At 44.5% G+C, this 15876-nt stretch carries 14 protein-coding genes; 6 read left to right on the forward strand and 8 right to left on the reverse strand.

Annotated features, from left to right (window positions below; genetic code table 11):
* Window positions 1–193 precede the first annotated feature (193 nt).
* Window positions 194–2392, forward strand: coding sequence for an alpha-L-rhamnosidase-related protein (locus QE417_RS16960; protein ID WP_311951657.1), 2199 nt, complete (start codon window positions 194–196; stop codon window positions 2390–2392).
* 229 nt (window positions 2393–2621) lie between these two features.
* On the opposite strand, the gene QE417_RS16965 is transcribed toward QE417_RS16960, so the two are convergent.
* Genes QE417_RS16965 through QE417_RS16975 form a run of 3 tightly spaced genes read right to left on the reverse strand, consistent with a single transcriptional unit; the run spans window position 2622 to window position 4541 of the window.
* Window positions 2622–2951, reverse strand: a complete 330-nt coding sequence (locus QE417_RS16965) for a DMT family transporter (RefSeq protein WP_311951658.1) — start codon at window positions 2949–2951, stop codon at window positions 2622–2624.
* A gap of 45 nt (window positions 2952–2996) precedes the next feature.
* Window positions 2997–4142 carry a M28 family metallopeptidase gene (locus tag QE417_RS16970; protein WP_311951659.1) on the reverse strand — a complete coding sequence of 382 codons (1146 nt, stop codon included), beginning with the start codon at window positions 4140–4142 and terminating at the stop codon, window positions 2997–2999.
* A gap of 6 nt (window positions 4143–4148) precedes the next feature.
* On the reverse strand, window positions 4149–4541 hold the full coding sequence (locus QE417_RS16975; RefSeq protein WP_311951660.1) for a DUF6794 domain-containing protein: 393 nt from the start codon (window positions 4539–4541) through the stop codon (window positions 4149–4151).
* 73 nt (window positions 4542–4614) lie between these two features.
* Here QE417_RS16975 and QE417_RS16980 point away from each other — a divergent pair, with 73 nt between their 5' ends.
* Together QE417_RS16980 and QE417_RS16985 are read left to right on the forward strand one after the other, a co-directional pair.
* The gene (locus QE417_RS16980) at window positions 4615–5106 is read left to right on the forward strand and encodes a DUF6265 family protein (protein WP_311951661.1); all 492 of its coding nucleotides are present in this window, start codon (window positions 4615–4617) and stop codon (window positions 5104–5106) included.
* A gap of 7 nt (window positions 5107–5113) precedes the next feature.
* Window positions 5114–5524: a hypothetical protein gene (locus QE417_RS16985; protein ID WP_311951662.1), complete on the forward strand. Its 411-nt coding sequence runs from the start codon at window positions 5114–5116 to the stop codon at window positions 5522–5524.
* Here QE417_RS16985 and QE417_RS16990 read toward each other — a convergent pair.
* From QE417_RS16990 to QE417_RS17005, 4 genes are all read right to left on the reverse strand, one after another.
* The gene (locus QE417_RS16990) at window positions 5511–6806 is read right to left on the reverse strand and encodes an aminotransferase class V-fold PLP-dependent enzyme (protein WP_311951663.1); all 1296 of its coding nucleotides are present in this window, start codon (window positions 6804–6806) and stop codon (window positions 5511–5513) included. The genes QE417_RS16985 and QE417_RS16990 overlap by 14 nt on opposite strands.
* A 56-nt stretch (window positions 6807–6862) precedes the next feature.
* Window positions 6863–8092, reverse strand: a complete 1230-nt coding sequence (locus tag QE417_RS16995; protein ID WP_311951664.1) for a DUF2264 domain-containing protein — start codon at window positions 8090–8092, stop codon at window positions 6863–6865.
* Window positions 8093–8136: 44 nt separating this feature from the next.
* On the reverse strand, window positions 8137–9465 hold the full coding sequence (locus QE417_RS17000) for a BNR repeat-containing protein (protein WP_311951665.1): 1329 nt from the start codon (window positions 9463–9465) through the stop codon (window positions 8137–8139).
* Between the two features lie 73 nt (window positions 9466–9538).
* Window positions 9539–10354 (reverse strand): polysaccharide deacetylase family protein, encoded by an 816-nt coding sequence (locus tag QE417_RS17005; RefSeq protein WP_311951666.1) that lies wholly within the window; start codon window positions 10352–10354, stop codon window positions 9539–9541.
* Window positions 10355–10474: 120 nt separating this feature from the next.
* Between QE417_RS17005 and QE417_RS17010 the strand changes: the two genes are divergently transcribed.
* On the forward strand, window positions 10475–11632 hold the full coding sequence (locus QE417_RS17010; RefSeq protein ID WP_311951667.1) for an MFS transporter: 1158 nt from the start codon (window positions 10475–10477) through the stop codon (window positions 11630–11632).
* A gap of 84 nt (window positions 11633–11716) precedes the next feature.
* Here the strand turns inward: QE417_RS17010 and QE417_RS17015 are convergent, their stop codons facing one another.
* Window positions 11717–14185 (reverse strand): TonB-dependent receptor, encoded by a 2469-nt coding sequence (locus tag QE417_RS17015; RefSeq protein ID WP_311951668.1) that lies wholly within the window; start codon window positions 14183–14185, stop codon window positions 11717–11719.
* Window positions 14186–14294: 109 nt separating this feature from the next.
* Here QE417_RS17015 and QE417_RS17020 point away from each other — a divergent pair, with 109 nt between their 5' ends.
* Window positions 14295–14951 carry a metal-dependent transcriptional regulator gene (locus QE417_RS17020; protein ID WP_311951669.1) on the forward strand — a complete coding sequence of 219 codons (657 nt, stop codon included), beginning with the start codon at window positions 14295–14297 and terminating at the stop codon, window positions 14949–14951.
* Between the two features lie 41 nt (window positions 14952–14992).
* A complete protein-coding gene (locus QE417_RS17025) occupies window positions 14993–15859 on the forward strand; it encodes a sulfurtransferase (RefSeq protein WP_311951670.1) in 867 nt (288 codons plus the stop codon).
* Window positions 15860–15876: the final 17 nt, after the last annotated feature.

Below are 15876 nucleotides of genomic sequence, written 5' to 3' on the forward strand. Positions count from 1 at the left end.
CTACCTGCCTACTGCCAATAAAGTATAAAAGCGTGCTAACATGCTACAAATACGAATAGTAATTTGCTGTAATTTCGAATGAGGTTTATATCCTCCCAATAACCTGAGTTTTAAAGCTACACAATATTTAAACCGGCGATGTTTTTTTAAGGATAATGATTGTGTTTAGCTGCCTTTTAGTTGACTTACGTAAATGAAATACAATATTTTGAGTATAAAGCGTTTAAACCGCTGGGCTTTTGCTGTAATAGGTTTGATAGTTATTTTTGGCAGCGAAGTACAAGCCCAAACCAAAGCCACCTGGATTTGGTACCCCGGCGATTACGAGATTTGGTTAAGCAATAAAATGCAGAACCGCCGTACCGAACGCGGCTCGTTCTTCCCGCCGTTCTGGAAGCTCGACAGCCATTATGTGTTGATTGATTTTCATAAAGATTACAACATTGCATCGGCAGAAGAAGCTGAGATAGCGGTTGAAGGTCAATATAATTTGAAGATAGATGGCAAGGCTGTTGCAGGTTATCCTAAAAAGATAACGCTGCCTGCCGGTAAGCATCGTATTAGCCTAAAGGTTTATAACCAGGGTGCCGTACCAGCGGTGTTCGTGAAAAGCGCCCACGTGGTAACGGATAATACATGGCAGGTAACTTTTGAAGATAAGGAATGGATAGATGCATCGGGCAAAACATCGGATATATCGGCCACGCAATACTTACAAGCAGGTTCATGGAACTTTAACGAGGCCAATACCTCGCCATCGGCGTTCCGTTTGCCGGTTAAGCCTATACAAGCGGTTGCTAAAGACAAAAAAGCCAACTCCATATTTGTTGATTTTGGTAAAGAAACCTTCGGCTTCGTAAAGCTGCATGGCGTTAAAGGCAAGGGCAATATTACGCTATACTTTGGCGAAAGCAAGGAAGAAGCCATGAGCCTTACCGGCGGCGAGCTGGTGGATAAGTTTGAGGTTAACCAGCCCGAAAGTTCTGACATTACTTTTGAAGGTTCGCGCGCGTTCCGTTATGTAAATGTGGTGTTTGATGGCGATGTGAGCATAGGCGATGTATCGATGCTATACGAGTACCTGCCTGTTGAGCAGCGCGGCAGCTTCAAATGTTCCGACGAGCAGATCAATAAAATATGGGATGTATCGGCCTACACCATGGAGTTGAATACCCGCGAGTTTTTTATCGACGGTATTAAACGCGACCGCTGGGTATGGTCGGGCGATGCGGCGCAGAGCTACCTGATGAATTATTATCTGTACTTTGATTCGCCATCGGTAACCCGCACCATGAGTGCCCTGCGCGGTAAAGACCCGGTAACCAGCCACATCAATACCATTATGGACTATACGTTCTATTGGTTCATCAGCATTTACGATTATTACCAGCATACGGGTGATAAGGCCTATATCGAACAAACCTACTCGCGCATGCAAAGCATGATGGACTACTGCTTGTCGCGCCGCAATAAAAACGGCCTCATGCAAGGCCTAACCGGCGATTGGGTATTCATCGACTGGGCCGACGGCCTGAGCAAACAAGGCGAAGTAAGCTTTGAGCAAATGCTGCTATGCCGCAGTTTAGAGAGCATGGCGCTTTGTGCCAACATTATGAAAGATACCAAAGGGTCGGCCAAATATGGTGCGTTAGCTAAAGATTTAAAAGCAAAACTGTTTACCTATTACTGGAATGCGCAAAAGCATGCCTTGGTACACAGCCGTATAAACGGCAAGCAAACGGCGAACGTAACCCGCTATGCCAATATGTTCGGTATTTTCTTCAACTACTTTACCGAAGCCCAAAAGCAGGACGTTAAAAAGTATGTACTGATGAACGATAAAGTACAGAAAATTGTAACCCCATACATGCGCTTTTACGAGTTGGAAGCCCTTTGTGCCATGGGCGAGCAAGATTATGTATTAAAGCAGATGAAAGACTACTGGGGAGGCATGCTCAACCTGGGCGCAACCTCATTTTGGGAAGAATATAATCCTGATAAAAAAGGAGCCGAGCATTATGCCATGTACGGTCGTCCATTTGGTAAAAGTTTGTGCCACGCCTGGGGTGCCAGTCCTATTTACCTGTTGGGTAAATATTATTTAGGCGTAAAACCAACTGCACCGGCTTATGCACAATACTTAATTGAGCCTAAACTGGGCGGGCTGCAATGGATGGAGGGAACCATTCCAACCCCTAAAGGCGACATCAAACTGAAAGTAAGCACCACCCAAATTAAAGTAACCGCCGATACCGGTACAGGTACCCTGCGCATTAAAAGCAAAACCAAACCCGAGTGTAGTGATGCTGCGGTAAAAGCTACGGCTAACGGTTATTACGAAATTTCGATACAGAAAGGAAAGAGTTATACGGTGAATTATAAGGCGGTGTAACTAACGGTACGCGCTTAAAAAGTAGCGGGTACATGCGATTTTCATCTTGAGGGCAGGGCTGTTGAAAATCTAAAAATAGATGCCAATTAAGGCGTCCGCGCTTGAATTTATCCTACTGTAAGCATCCTCGCTTATAGTAGCAGCATGTTTCGGGAGCGTACAGTACACGCCTGCTTTCGCTCCTTCCTGCCGCGCTCTCTCTCAAGAAGGGAATCGAAGAAAACTCTAACTAATGCGCTGCCGACTTAGAAAATAAATTAATAACCAGCACTCCGGCCACAATTAAGGCCATACCCAAAATTGCAGGCAAATCAAGTTTTTGCTTGTAAATAACCACACCAGCTATCGAAATAAGGACTATACCAATACCCGACCAAATGGCGTAAGCAATACCCATGTTAAGCACTTTGAGCGTAATACTCAAAAAGTAAAATGCCGAAGCGTAACCCAATACCACCAAAACCGAAGGCCAAAAACGGCTAAACTGGTCGGACGCCTTGAGGGCGCTGGTTGCAATAACTTCAGATAAAATGGCGATAAAGAGATATAGGTATTTCATTGGCTTATGGGGCAAACATAGTAAAACTTTTACGTAGCGGTTTTTCTATTGCTGTAACGCTGTAATAAAATTGGTCATCAACTTAAACAGGCTATTGTACTTATTTAGTGGAAGGGTTTTGCTCACATCAAATACATCGTGATAAGCCTTGATGCCGCCCATGGTGTAAAAGAAGAACGCCGGAACACCTTTTTCGGTAAACCAATAATGATCGCTGTTGGCGGCTTTGCCCCGAGGAGATACTTTAATCAGGTAATTGCCTTGTGCGTTAATTTGCTTCAAAAGCTCAAACTGCTTGGGGTAAACGGTGGCGTTAACTACGGTTATGCCCTCCTCGCCGGTGCCGGCTAAATCGGTATTTACCAAAAACTTGATGTTACCGAGAGGAATGAGCGGGTTTTCGGTAAAATACTTCGAACCTAATATACCGGCTTCTTCACCGGCAAAACACATAAAGGCTATGGTGTAAGGTTGTGGATGCGCAGCGTAATACTTTGCCAGACTTAGCAACAAACTAACACCGCTGGCATTATCATTAGCACCCGGAAAATAGGTTGCGCTACCCATACCGCCCAAATGATCGTAGTGAGCAGTAATCATAATAACCGAATCGGGTTTGGCAGATCCTTTAACCACACCGCAAATATTGTTTGCTTTAAAATTGCTGATGAATTTGTTCTCGATGTTTACGCTGATGGTAGCTGGTAATTGCTTAATCGCCTTTTTATCAACTTCGATAGAGGTGTAATCGGCTGCTTCTTGCGATACCGACCAGGTAAGTTTATTCTTTACCGTAAGGATGATCTTATTCTCGGCATCAATAAAGGTAACGCTGTCTTTTTGCACCAAATTACCGCTGGCCTTTATACCCCGGCTTTCGGGACCAACAATAAAATCGCGACCGGGCTTTAAAGCTATTCCGTTTATGCTCACCTCCATTTTACCCGGAAAGGTATTCACATTAAAGCTGAACGGCTGCATAAAATCCTTACCGCTCATAGGTTTTAAGCCATAACTCTTAAACTCGGCAGCAATAAATTTGCCGGCTTTACCCATGCCATCGTTGGTATAACCACGCCCCCAAAAGTATTTGGAGGTAAGGGTATCAACCATGCGGCGGGCGAAAATGGAATCTTGTGCGAAGGTTGCGGTTGAGAAGAGTAATAAGGTGAGGGTTAGTTTGTATTTCATAAAGTTTTACCCTTGATAAGTTTTCAAAAGTTCTCCAAAATTGATTTTCTTACCTGTAACATACCTATAATAACTGGCAAATATCACAGCAGATATATTCTCGGCAAAGCCTGCACCACGAACACTAAAATACAGCTTCAGTCTCGAACCTTTCCATAATCCCCAATTATTTCTTATCCACATGCCGTAGCTTGCATGCGTAATACCAATAAAATCCTTTTCACTCATGTGTTTTGCTTCTTTTCTTAACTCTTTTCCCCATAAGCCATCAATTTGCGCAATGCACTGCAAAATATCTTTGGGGATGTAAGGTTCTGGCTCGGGTTTGTATGGATGCTTAGACTCACAACCTATTAAAAACACAACAAATGATAATAGACAAAGCAAAAGATTTCTCATAATTAGGTACTAATGTAACTATTAGTGATCATTACTTTCAGTTTTGTACATTAGCCATACTTAAACACAAATCATGAAAGCCACAACCCGCAACCTGTTCTTGGCAGCAGCCATATTCGCTTTTGTATCCCAAACCGTCATTGCCCAAATGAAACCGGCTAAACCCACATTAGCTAACCATGCCGCGTGGCTGTTAGGTACCTGGCAAAACAAAAGTCCGCAAGGTTTACTGGTTGAGAAATGGCAAAAGCTTAACGACTCAACGTATACCGGTAAAAGCTACTTTTTAGCAGGGAAAGACACTGCTTTTACAGAAAGCATTGTTTTGGAACAGCGCGGAGGCAAGCTGTACTATATTCCAACAGTAAAAAATCAGAACGATGGTAAGCCTGTAAAATTCACCCAAGCGGGCAAAGGGTTAGTGTTCGAAAATCCGGCGCATGATTTCCCGCAAAGGATTACTTATACGCAGATAAAACCAGATTCGCTGGTAGCCGAAATTTCGGGGATGAGCAAGGGCAAATTTAAGTCGGAGAAATTCCCGATGGGGAGGGTGAAGAAATAGAAATTCTATGTCAAAGAGAGAAGAATTTAAGCTGGAGTTCTATAAAGAAAGAGACAGGATAGACGGGGACATATATTACGTTTGCATATCAGAAGTAGAAAACAATCCTTATGGGAGCCTCAATTTTCTTTCATTTTTGGATAGTGTTGAAATAGAGTACTTTATTAATGAAATAAGCATAATTCAAAAAGGTCTAATCTTTGATCCTGATTTTATTTATACGGGTGGAACTGAAGGAATAATGATAGAGTTCAACAATCCTTATTTTCTGATTGATAACTATCTCAATATTCACATGGATGACTTGAAAAGTATTCTTCAGGAATATAAGGATTTTCAAAAGCAAAATCCTGTTACTTTTTTTGACCGCATTATTATGTTGTTATACAAGTTTCGGCAAATGATTAAGCTTTCTTAGCTATCTGTTCAATAGCCATTACCAGTTTATCCAAATCGGCCAACTTGGTGTAAACATGCGGGGTTACGCGTACGCAATTGATGTTTTCCCAGCTTACGCCTACGGTGTGTATTTTGTAGGTGCCAAATAGTGCGGCATCTAACTGTTGCGGGGTCATGCCATCAACACTTACACCACAAATAGCACACGAGTATTTGGGATTGAGCGAGGTATGCAGCTTTACTTTGGGTATTTGCTGCACTTTGCCGGCCCAATAGTTTTTGAGGTAGTGTATACGTTCCTGCTTGCGTTTGCTGCCTATGGCATTATGAAAGTTGATGGCCTCGCTTATGCCCTGCTCAATAGGGAAACTGCGGGTACCAATGGTTTCAAACTTGCGTATATCGGCGCTGTGCGGTTCGCTGTTGCACATGAGCGGCCATATTTTAGCTATATTTTCTTTTTTGATCCACATCATGCCGCTGCCAATAGGTGCCGATAGGAACTTGTGCAAACTGGTGCCAAAATAATCGCAACCTAAGTCGGGTATCTTAAAATCGAGCAACCCGAACGAGTGCGCACCATCCACTATAACTTCAATGCCGCGGGAGTGTGCCATATCGGCTATTTTGCGTACCGGCATAATTTGGCCCAGCCAGTTTACTACGTGGGTTATGTGTATGAGTTTGGTTTTAGGGGTGATGGCCTGTTCGTATGCTTTTACAATTTGCTCCTCATTCTCAATAGGAAAATTAAAGCTCAGCTGCTTGTATACAATGCCTTCGCGCTCGGCACGCTGGCGGTAGGCTTGTATCATGTTTGGGTAATCCTGTTTGGTGCCAATTACCTCGTCGCCGCTTTTAAGGTCGAGGCCGTAAATAATGGTATTAAGGGCTTCGGTGGCGTTGCGGTTAATGGCAATTTCGCCGGGAAGGGCTCCGGCCAGCAAGGCCAGTTTTTCACGCAGCGGTTCGCGGCCCTGGTCAAGTATACGCCACATAAAATAAGACGGTCCCTCGTTAGCCAGCTGGTTATACCGCTCAACCGCCTGTTGCACCACCAGCGGCGATGGCGATACGCCTCCATTATTAAGGTTGATAATATTAGCACTAACCGTAAACGACCGCTGTATAACCGACCAGTAATCTTCATCCTGTGCAGCATCGGCATCGCTCAAATGAGCAATTTTCTCGCTGGCCTGTCGCCATTCTTCGGCATGGGCCTGGTTAAATAAACTGGTGGCCGAAAAGGCTCCGGTAAGTGCGGCGGCCTGTTTGATGAAGAGTCGTCGGTTGTTGGGCATAATGCTACCTAATATAAGGCATTACATAGCTAAAAACAACAGGCACAGTCAATAAGCTACTTTTTCAAATCAAGCGCATGATCGGCAGCTACATCTTTACCGCTCCATACTTTAACGGCCGTCCACGGCTCGGGGGCTGCGCTCCAAAACTCATCAGTTTCGGGCAGCCCAAGTGGCAGGAAGGCATCGGTACATAAATATAAGCTGCCGGTGGTGATGTATTGCTCGGCCAAGCCGGGTTGCTTGCCGTACAGGCCTATATTGAGCCAGCCCTTATCATTAAAAGTATTGGGCGCTCCAACAGTTTTATTGATCATGGCGGTTAAAGCTTCGCGTACCTGTGCGGGTGTTAGTGATTCGGGCAGTTGTTTTTTGAGTGCTACATTAGCCAAATGATGAAACACCCCGCTGCGGTAAGCAATGGAGCGTCCGGTTATGGGATACGTACCATCGGTATTAATAAACCGCTCTAAAATTTGTGCATAACGCTGGCCTATCTGTTTTACCATGCTTCGCTCGTTGCTGTACTTCTTTTGCTTTTCGGCTACTACATCCAATATATCACTCAAATAAGGTTGAATAACGATGCTGTTGTAATAGTCGAGGTGAAACTCCATCCCGTCCGAAAACAATCCATCGCCCACGTACCAGTGCTGGGTAAATTCGCGTATGCTGTACTCAATACGTACCGGGTCATAACCTAAATCATACTTATCAAAAAAAGCCTCAATGGCCGCAGTAAACAATATCCAGTTGCTGTAAACGGGTACTGTTTTGCGGGTGGTTTGCATTGCGGCAACCACATCTTTTTTAGCCTTATCATCCAAATGCTCCCATAGCCACGGGCAACGTATTAAACCTATTGCCATAAAGGATGCATCAACCAAGGGCTGGCCACCATTCCATTCTAAATAATCTTTAGCACCGGGGTTAACCGCATTGGCTATGCCCTTTAATGCCCATGCCCGGTATTGTTGGCGTAGTTTTATTTCGGCACTATTTCCGCCCTCTAATTGCAGCCATGGCGCAATGCCACTCAGTGTACGTCCAAAAGCTTCGAGGTAGGCAACCTTGCTGCGGCCTTCTTTGTTGTCAATCCTTTCAGATAGTTCTACCGGCATATTGGCCTTTAATTTATCGGCCGCCAAATTCATCATTACCGGGCGGGCAACTTTATCCAGATAATTTAACCATTGCTGGCGGGTGGTAACGGCTTTTTGCGCATAGGCATCGGCACAAATTAAAAGCCCGGCAAATAGTATAAACTTTAAAATGCTCTTCTTCATTTTATAACGGTAGTAGCGCACCAAACGCGCAAATGCTTTTCAAATTATTTAATTACAGGTTTCCACTGCCAAACCTGTACGGGCTGCGGAGGGTTGCTGGCTTTACCTTCGCCATCAATTTGGGTGGTGTGTTGCACAAAAAGACTGAGTATACCCCGGTTTTTCCATAGCTCCGTATCATAAGTAGGTTCCCACGAGCCTACCTGTTGGTTGCCTAAATTTTGAACCCGCCATTTATCAGTTTTAATGTTATCGTTAATGGCAATAGAAACTTTGTCTCCCAGCTCTTCGTCTCTGAAGATAATTCCGGCGGCTATGTTTTTCCCACTCTTCCAGGCAATAATTTGTGGGCGCGAAACCGGTATGTGCTTGGTGCCCGTTCCGCTTAAACTAAACGGCATTTTACGAAAGCTGAGACTCCTGGTATGCCAGCCTGTGTTATCTTTATAAACCAAATGGTATTGCGGAACCTGTTCGCCCGTGTTGCGCCAATAGGTGGCTATGTACGGGTTACCCTGTGCATCGGCAAACATCGAAGTTTGGTTAATAAGTTCACTTTTTTCAGGTATCTTGCAGGCATATTCGGCGCTTGCAGCGGTTATGGGTAAAGTATAGGGTTTTCCTGCAGATGTTTCCCAGGTTTTGCCGCCATCTTTTGAACATGCGTAAGCAATATCGTGATTGCTGGCCACATCGGGCGTTTCGCGCCATACCCACGAAATATGTAAGGTCCCGGCAGCATCTGTACAAACCTGCCAGTAGGCGCTGCGCTTACCTTCGCCATCAATTAAATTATCCTGCAAACGCACCCATTTCTGCGTTTTTACATGGTAACTGTTTATGATCAAGCTACCGTTGCCCGAACCGCCATCCCGGTAAAAAAACAAAAGGTTGCCGTTAGCCAGTTTATAAAACTCCGGGTAGCTTATCCGGCTCTCTTTGGTCCCGGTCATACTTTGCCTGGTACTCATTTTTAACGAACCAGGGGCTATGCCTTTTACATAATTGAGCGGATTATTATGCTGCCCCCAGGCTAAATGCAAATACCCTTTTTCATCAACCATGATACTTATACTTTTATGCGCATCGGTTGCGTCGCCTTTGTAAGGAGTTTTCTCGACCTGCCAGTTATTTTTACCTAAAGAGCGTTTTGCCAATACTACATACTGTGCGCTATCATAATAAGCGGCGTACTGCATGTTTTTAAACGTTACCAACGAATTTTTACGGAAGATAACGGTGTTTACTGAATTGTTAGCCCAGCCATTGGCTGCAATGGTTGATATGGTTGCCTCGTTTTGTGCCGAAGCATTTGAAAAGCCGGTAAGCAATAAAAACAAGCTTAAAAAATAAGCCGGTACGGGTTTACACATTGGTATAGAATGAGTTGCTAAATAATGTTTTTACAGGCAAATAAACTTGCCATATTTTAACCAATACAGCTTTTTATTGCTTGCTCTTTACGTGCTGTATGGTGGCAATATGTTGAGCCACATCAACCATGGGCGCTACCCATATATCTTTTTGGTTTGCTTTTAAATATTGTAATAATTGCCGGTGCGCCTCGCGGCTCTCATTAATACTGTGCCCGCCGCCAATACCATGAAACAGAAATACTAACAGCGTATTGGTTTGCTGTGCCTTTTTCACCAGGTCAATCATATAATCGGCTGGTTTATCACTTATGGAGTAAGCATTAATGTTACTCAAATCAACCTGTGTGGCCGTTGGTAAGCCACCTGTTACGCCGCGTGCACCTGCAAAATCATTTTTAAGCTGGTCGTAAAAATATTCGTCGCCAATTTTAAGATCGCCGCATGGATAGGCATAGGTGCGCTGGGTTTTACCATCGATGGCTTTGAGCATGGTGTTGAGGGCGCGTACTTCGTCAACGGCTCGCTTAACGGTATACTTGCTCAAATCATGATCGGGCGATACAAAACTCCGACCGGGCATTGAGCCATCGCATGGGTGAAACAGGCCATGGTTGCCCAGTTCGTGGCCGTTGGCTGCGGCTTTGCGCCACTCGGGCATACGTTTACTGATAACCGGCGATGAGCCTATAAGATAAAAAGTGCCCTTAAAACCAACTGAGTCAAGCGCAGGAATTACGTTATCCAGATCAATATCAATGGCATCATCATAAGTTAACACCACGGCGCATTTTTTACCGTTCCAGTCGCCCGCAGGTTTTTGCGATGAGGCAGAAACCATGGTTAGGGTGCATAAAGCAGCCAGCAATTTTAAACCGGAGTTTATCATAAAGTTTATATTGGTTTTGTGATGCAATATAGTAACCTTATGGCATACAGGCTAATGTGTATTGCTATTGATTATTTTTAACTTGCCAATTCTTTAAACATAAATGCCTTGTCCCGTTTCATGAGTAAAAAAGTACTGCCGGTAATTGTTGTTTCGCAATTTTTTTGCACCTCGTTGTGGTTTGCAGGTAATGCCATTATGGGTGATGTTGCACGGCAGTTTGATATTGCCCCCGAATACCTTGCACATATAGCCAGCGCTGTTCAATTGGGTTTTATAACCGGCACGCTGGTGTTTGCCATCTTAAGTTTAGCCGATAGAATATCGCCATCGAAACTATTTTTTTGTTGCGCCTTAATAGCAGCGGCTGTAAACTTGAGTTTAGCGTTTATCCAACTCAGTACAACATTGCTTCTGTCTGTTCGCTTTATAACCGGTTTCTTTTTAGCCGGAATTTACCCCGTAGGAATGAAAATAGCCGCCGATTATTTTGATAAAGGTCTGGGTAAATCATTAGGTTTTTTGGTAGGTGCACTGGTGCTGGGCACAGCCTTTCCGCATTTTTTAAAAAGTATTCCGGCTTTTTCGTGGAGGTATGTAATCTATGCCACCTCCATTCTGGCCACCTTGGGCGGACTGGCCATGTTGCTTTTAGTGCCCGATGGCCCGTACCGTAAACCCAGCCAGCAATTCAAACTGTCAGCATTTTTAAGCGGATTTAAAAATGCTGATTTCCGGGCATCGGCATTCGGATATTTTGGGCATATGTGGGAGTTGTACGCCTTTTGGGTATTTGTACCGGTGATGTTAACATCGTACCAGGAGCATTCTGCGATAGCTCTCAACATCCCGTTACTATCATTCATAATTATTGCCATGGGCAGTTTGGCCTGTGCAGGCAGCGGATTATTATCTCAAAAATTTGGTACTAAAAAAGTAGCCGTATGGGCGCTATATACCTCATGCCTGTGCTGTTTGGTATCGCCAGTATTCTTCATCAGTTCAGTAATCATATTCATAACATTCCTGTTGGTATGGAGCATTGCCGTAATTGCCGATTCTCCGCTGTTCTCTACCCTTGTGGCTCAAAACGCACCTGCCGAAACCAAGGGCACATCACTTACCATTGTAAATTGTATTGGTTTTAGTATTACAATCTTCAGCATACAAATAATTAACGCACTGCGCACAGAGCAAAACATGCATTACATTTTCATGCTGTTAGCAATTGGCCCGGTTTTAGGATTAATAGCATTGTTCAACAATAAAGGTAGATAACAACGCAAGTCTCAACAGTGCAGGTTATTTATTTAGACAGTTTTTATAGAAAAAAGGGTAACTAAACAAGTAAATCATCGATTCTTATAATGGTATAATCACCTTCAAACTCACATTCCTGCCAATATTGTAAATGCCCGATCGACCATTGGGTGACGACTGATAATATTCAAAGTATTTCAACCTGTTCAGGTTAGATTGATAGGCCTTATCGAACACATTATCTACCTGTAAAAACACATCCAGAATAGTTTTACCCGCTTTGTTCTTAAAACCTGATCCGCAGCCTGCATTCCATAAGGTATAGCCGGGTGTTGCTGTTTCAGTATCATCCAAAGCATAAAAATGATTTTGTGTAGCGTAAGCATCGGCCTCCAGTTTAATGTAAGGCTTCGCAAGGGTTTTTGATTCTTTTTGAAAATTAACGCGTAATTCAGACCGTGCATGCAGCGGCGGGATAAACGGCAGGTACTTAGCTGCGTCGCCCACACGGGCTAATAGTTCAGGGTTTTTGTTCAGGCCTTCTACATAAGATAAGCTGTTGTTCCATACAAACCATTTCAGTTTTTCGGGATGCAGGTTCACGGTCACCTCGGCACCATATAAACTTGCCTTAGATTGCTGGTACTGGTATGTGCTGTTACCCGGAACAATAACTACCGGCTGACCGTTGGCATCGTTTAGCCGTGCCTGGTAAATGTAATTGTAAATGTGGTTGTTAAATAATTCGGCACTCAGGTCAACGTCTTTTAAATAGGCTATCACACCAATATCCTGCTGAATGTTAAACTCAGGTTTAAAAGTGCGGTTACCCAAATAAACAATGTGCGCACCAGGGTCGAGGCCGTTCGAGCCAATTTCGGTAATGTTGGGTGCACGGTAGCCGCGGGCAATATTTGCTTTAAGCAAGAGCCGTTCGCTCACATTGTACGTTAAACCCAAACTGCCCGACCAGCCATTGTACCGCTTGCTAAACGATGGAAATTGCAGGTAAGTCCCCACCGTATCGGCGCCGGTAACCCGTTTTTGGAACCCGTTTTGAGGGTTATCGGCCACAAAAAAATTATTCCAGTTAATGTGGCGGTTATCCAGCCTTAATCCGCCGCTCACATCCACCGGGCCAAAGCTTTTTTTGGCAAAAAGAAATGCACCAATATCAAACAGGTCATAATCAGGAATAGGGAAGTCGGTAGCATCCTTGCTGCGGTTGGTTTGATACATGCCGTTTACGCTTACGGAGGTTTCTATACCGGCCATTTGCGGCAGGTTATATTTTACATCGTAATTCAGGGTATTCAAAACCACATACAAGCCCGCCTGGCTGGGTTGCGTAGGGTGATTATATTCGCGGCGAACACTTTGCTGCCCGCCCAGCAACACGTTTATATTGCCCTCGCCTACATTAAACTGGCTGCTACTGTACAAGCGGTAATGCTGTATGTGCTGATAAAGCGGATTAAGTTTATAGGTCTTCAATTCATTTTCAGGAACGATGGGGCGGTTTTTAATATCGTCGCCAGCATCCAGTATCTGCCTTGTAAAACGGCGGGTAAGTGAGTCGCGACTACCGTCGGGTATTTCCTGCTTGTTATTAAACAGCGTACCTGCAAACTGTGTATAGCCCCATTTTTTATCAACCCGCGCCATGGCCGATAAGTTGAGCTCGTTATACGCTGTGCCGTATACCCGGCCATCAACACTGTTTTTGTAATTATGCGCCAGTTTGCCTGTTCCGCGGGCGGTAAAACGCCAGTCGTTATGCTTGTAAGCTAATCCTAATGATGAGCCTATGAGGCCGTTATTGGTATGATAATCTACCGTGTAATCGCCTTTAAGCGCATTGTTTTCATAATTGGGTAGATAGGGTATCATGTTAATAACTCCCGCCAGCGCGTCCGATCCATAAGATAAGCTGGCCGGGCCTTTTACCACCTCGGCACGGGCAATGCCGTACTGGTCTATCTCTATGCCATGCTCATCACCCCACTGCTGGCCTTCCTGGCGTATGCCATCGTACAGAGTAAGCACCCGGTTGTAACCTAACCCACGGATGAATGGTTTAGACACATTGGGCCCCGTGGTAACAGCACTTACACCCGGCACCCCTTTAATTATAGCATCAATGATATTATTATTCACGTGCCTGTCCATATCCTTTTTAGCCATTACGGCTACGGGGACGGGGTTTTTACGTACCTCGGTGGCACGGCTCACGCCGGTAACTATCACATCATTCAGCCGCGACTCGCTTTTTACGAGGCTTGCATTTAAAGTAGTTACGCCATTGGCTTTCACCTCAATAGGCACTTGTTGTTTTTGATACCCTAATGAAGAGAATACAATAGTATAATTTCCCGGAGCAAGGTTGCGTAACTCGTATTGCCCGTTGTTGCCCGTTCGGGTACCCACACTTTTGTTTAAAATATTGACTGATGCAAAGCCTATAGGCCCATCGGTAGCTGATATAACCTGGCCTTTTATGCTGCCGTTTTGAGCAAATACAGGGTTGAATAATATTGATATGCTGATGAATAGGTAAATATATTTCGCCATTACTAATTACATAAATAGATAAAGCAAAATTATAAAATTAGGTTTGCCTAATTTTATAATTTGTAAAAATTATTTTCATAAGTTTGATTTGGCTAAATCAAATGCATAAATGAATACTTTTTCGGAGGAGAATTACCTGAAAGCTATTTTCAGGCTGTCGCAAATGCCTGATAATAAAAAAATATCAACCAGCGCCATTGCCGAGGCATTGGGCAATAACCCGGCATCGGTGGTGGATATGATACGCAAGCTTACCGATAAGCAACTCATTGAGTATGATAAAAAGAAAGGGGTAAAGCTTACGCCGCAGGGGCTTAAAGATGCCATTCAAATTGTGCGCAAGCACCGCCTGTGGGAGGTTTTTTTGCTCGAAAAACTGGAATACCGTTGGGACGAGATACATGATATTGCCGAAGAACTGGAACACATTAAATACCACGACCTGGCCGAAAGGTTGGAGAAATTCCTGGGCTTCCCCGAGTATGACCCGCATGGCGACCCTATACCCAAGTCCAATGGCAAAATGGCCAAATCGTTTTCGGCCTCACTGGCCGATGGTAAGATAGGTGGTACTTACCGTGTAGCTGCCGTGCGCGATACCAGCAGCGAGTTTTTAAAATATCTGCATAAACTGGAGATCAGCATCGGTACGCAAATTAAACTTATCGAGCAAATCGCGTTCGACCATTCGCTCATCATTAGCATTAATAATGGTGAGCCAACCACGGTATCGTCAAAGTTTGGCGAGAATATTTTGATCAGTTAACCCCGGCTTTTCTATATTTGAATTTAGACATCAACCCCATTATGAAGCCATTAATTGAAGCCGTAGAGTTAAAAGAGTTAGACACGTATATATATACCCTGATAGATGCCCGTGGGTTTGGCAACAGCCGCGAACGCTATGAGCAGGGCAATATTGAAGGCGCACTATATGTGGACCTCGAAGACCTGGCTTTGCACCCCGAAGATGCAGCCGCAGGTGGCCGTCATCCATTACCCACAGTAGAAGAGTTTGCCGTGTTGATAGGTGGGTTGGGCATTACTCCTGATACCCATGTGGTGGTATACGATGATAAAGCAGCAGCCAATCCTGCAGCCCGTTTTTGGTGGATGCTGCGTTCAATAGGGCATCAAAAAGTGCAGGTGCTTAACGGCGGCTTACAGGCAGCCATTGATGCCGGGTTAAATATCACCACCGAAATATCAGCATTGCCTGAAGCTACCATATATCCCCTAACACAAGGATTTACCGGCACGGCAAGCATTAGCGAAGTTGAAGCCGCCGCCAAAGACAGCAATCGTATAGTGATCGACGTGCGCGAAACCCCACGCTATTTAGGCCAAACCGAACCTTTGGATTTGATAGCTGGCCATATTCCGGGTGCTATAAACGTGCCTTATAATACCAATATGGGCGCGGACAACCGCTATCTGTCGCCCGAACAGTTGAAGGCCAACTATGAAAAAGCATTTGGCGATGTTAAGCCCGAACAGGTGATTGTTCATTGTGGTTCGGGTGTTACGGCTTGCCACACCTTGTTGGCCTTAGCGCAGGCCGGTTTACCGGGTGCCAAATTGTACGTAGGCTCGTGGAGCGAATGGTCGCGTCGGGATTTGCCTGTGGCAACCGAGAATGGTATTATTGAGCCGGGCGATAAGTTTAAGATGTAATCTTATTGCCAAATCAA

Source organism: Mucilaginibacter terrae (assembly GCF_031951985.1).
Lineage (GTDB): Bacteria > Bacteroidota > Bacteroidia > Sphingobacteriales > Sphingobacteriaceae > Mucilaginibacter > Mucilaginibacter terrae_A.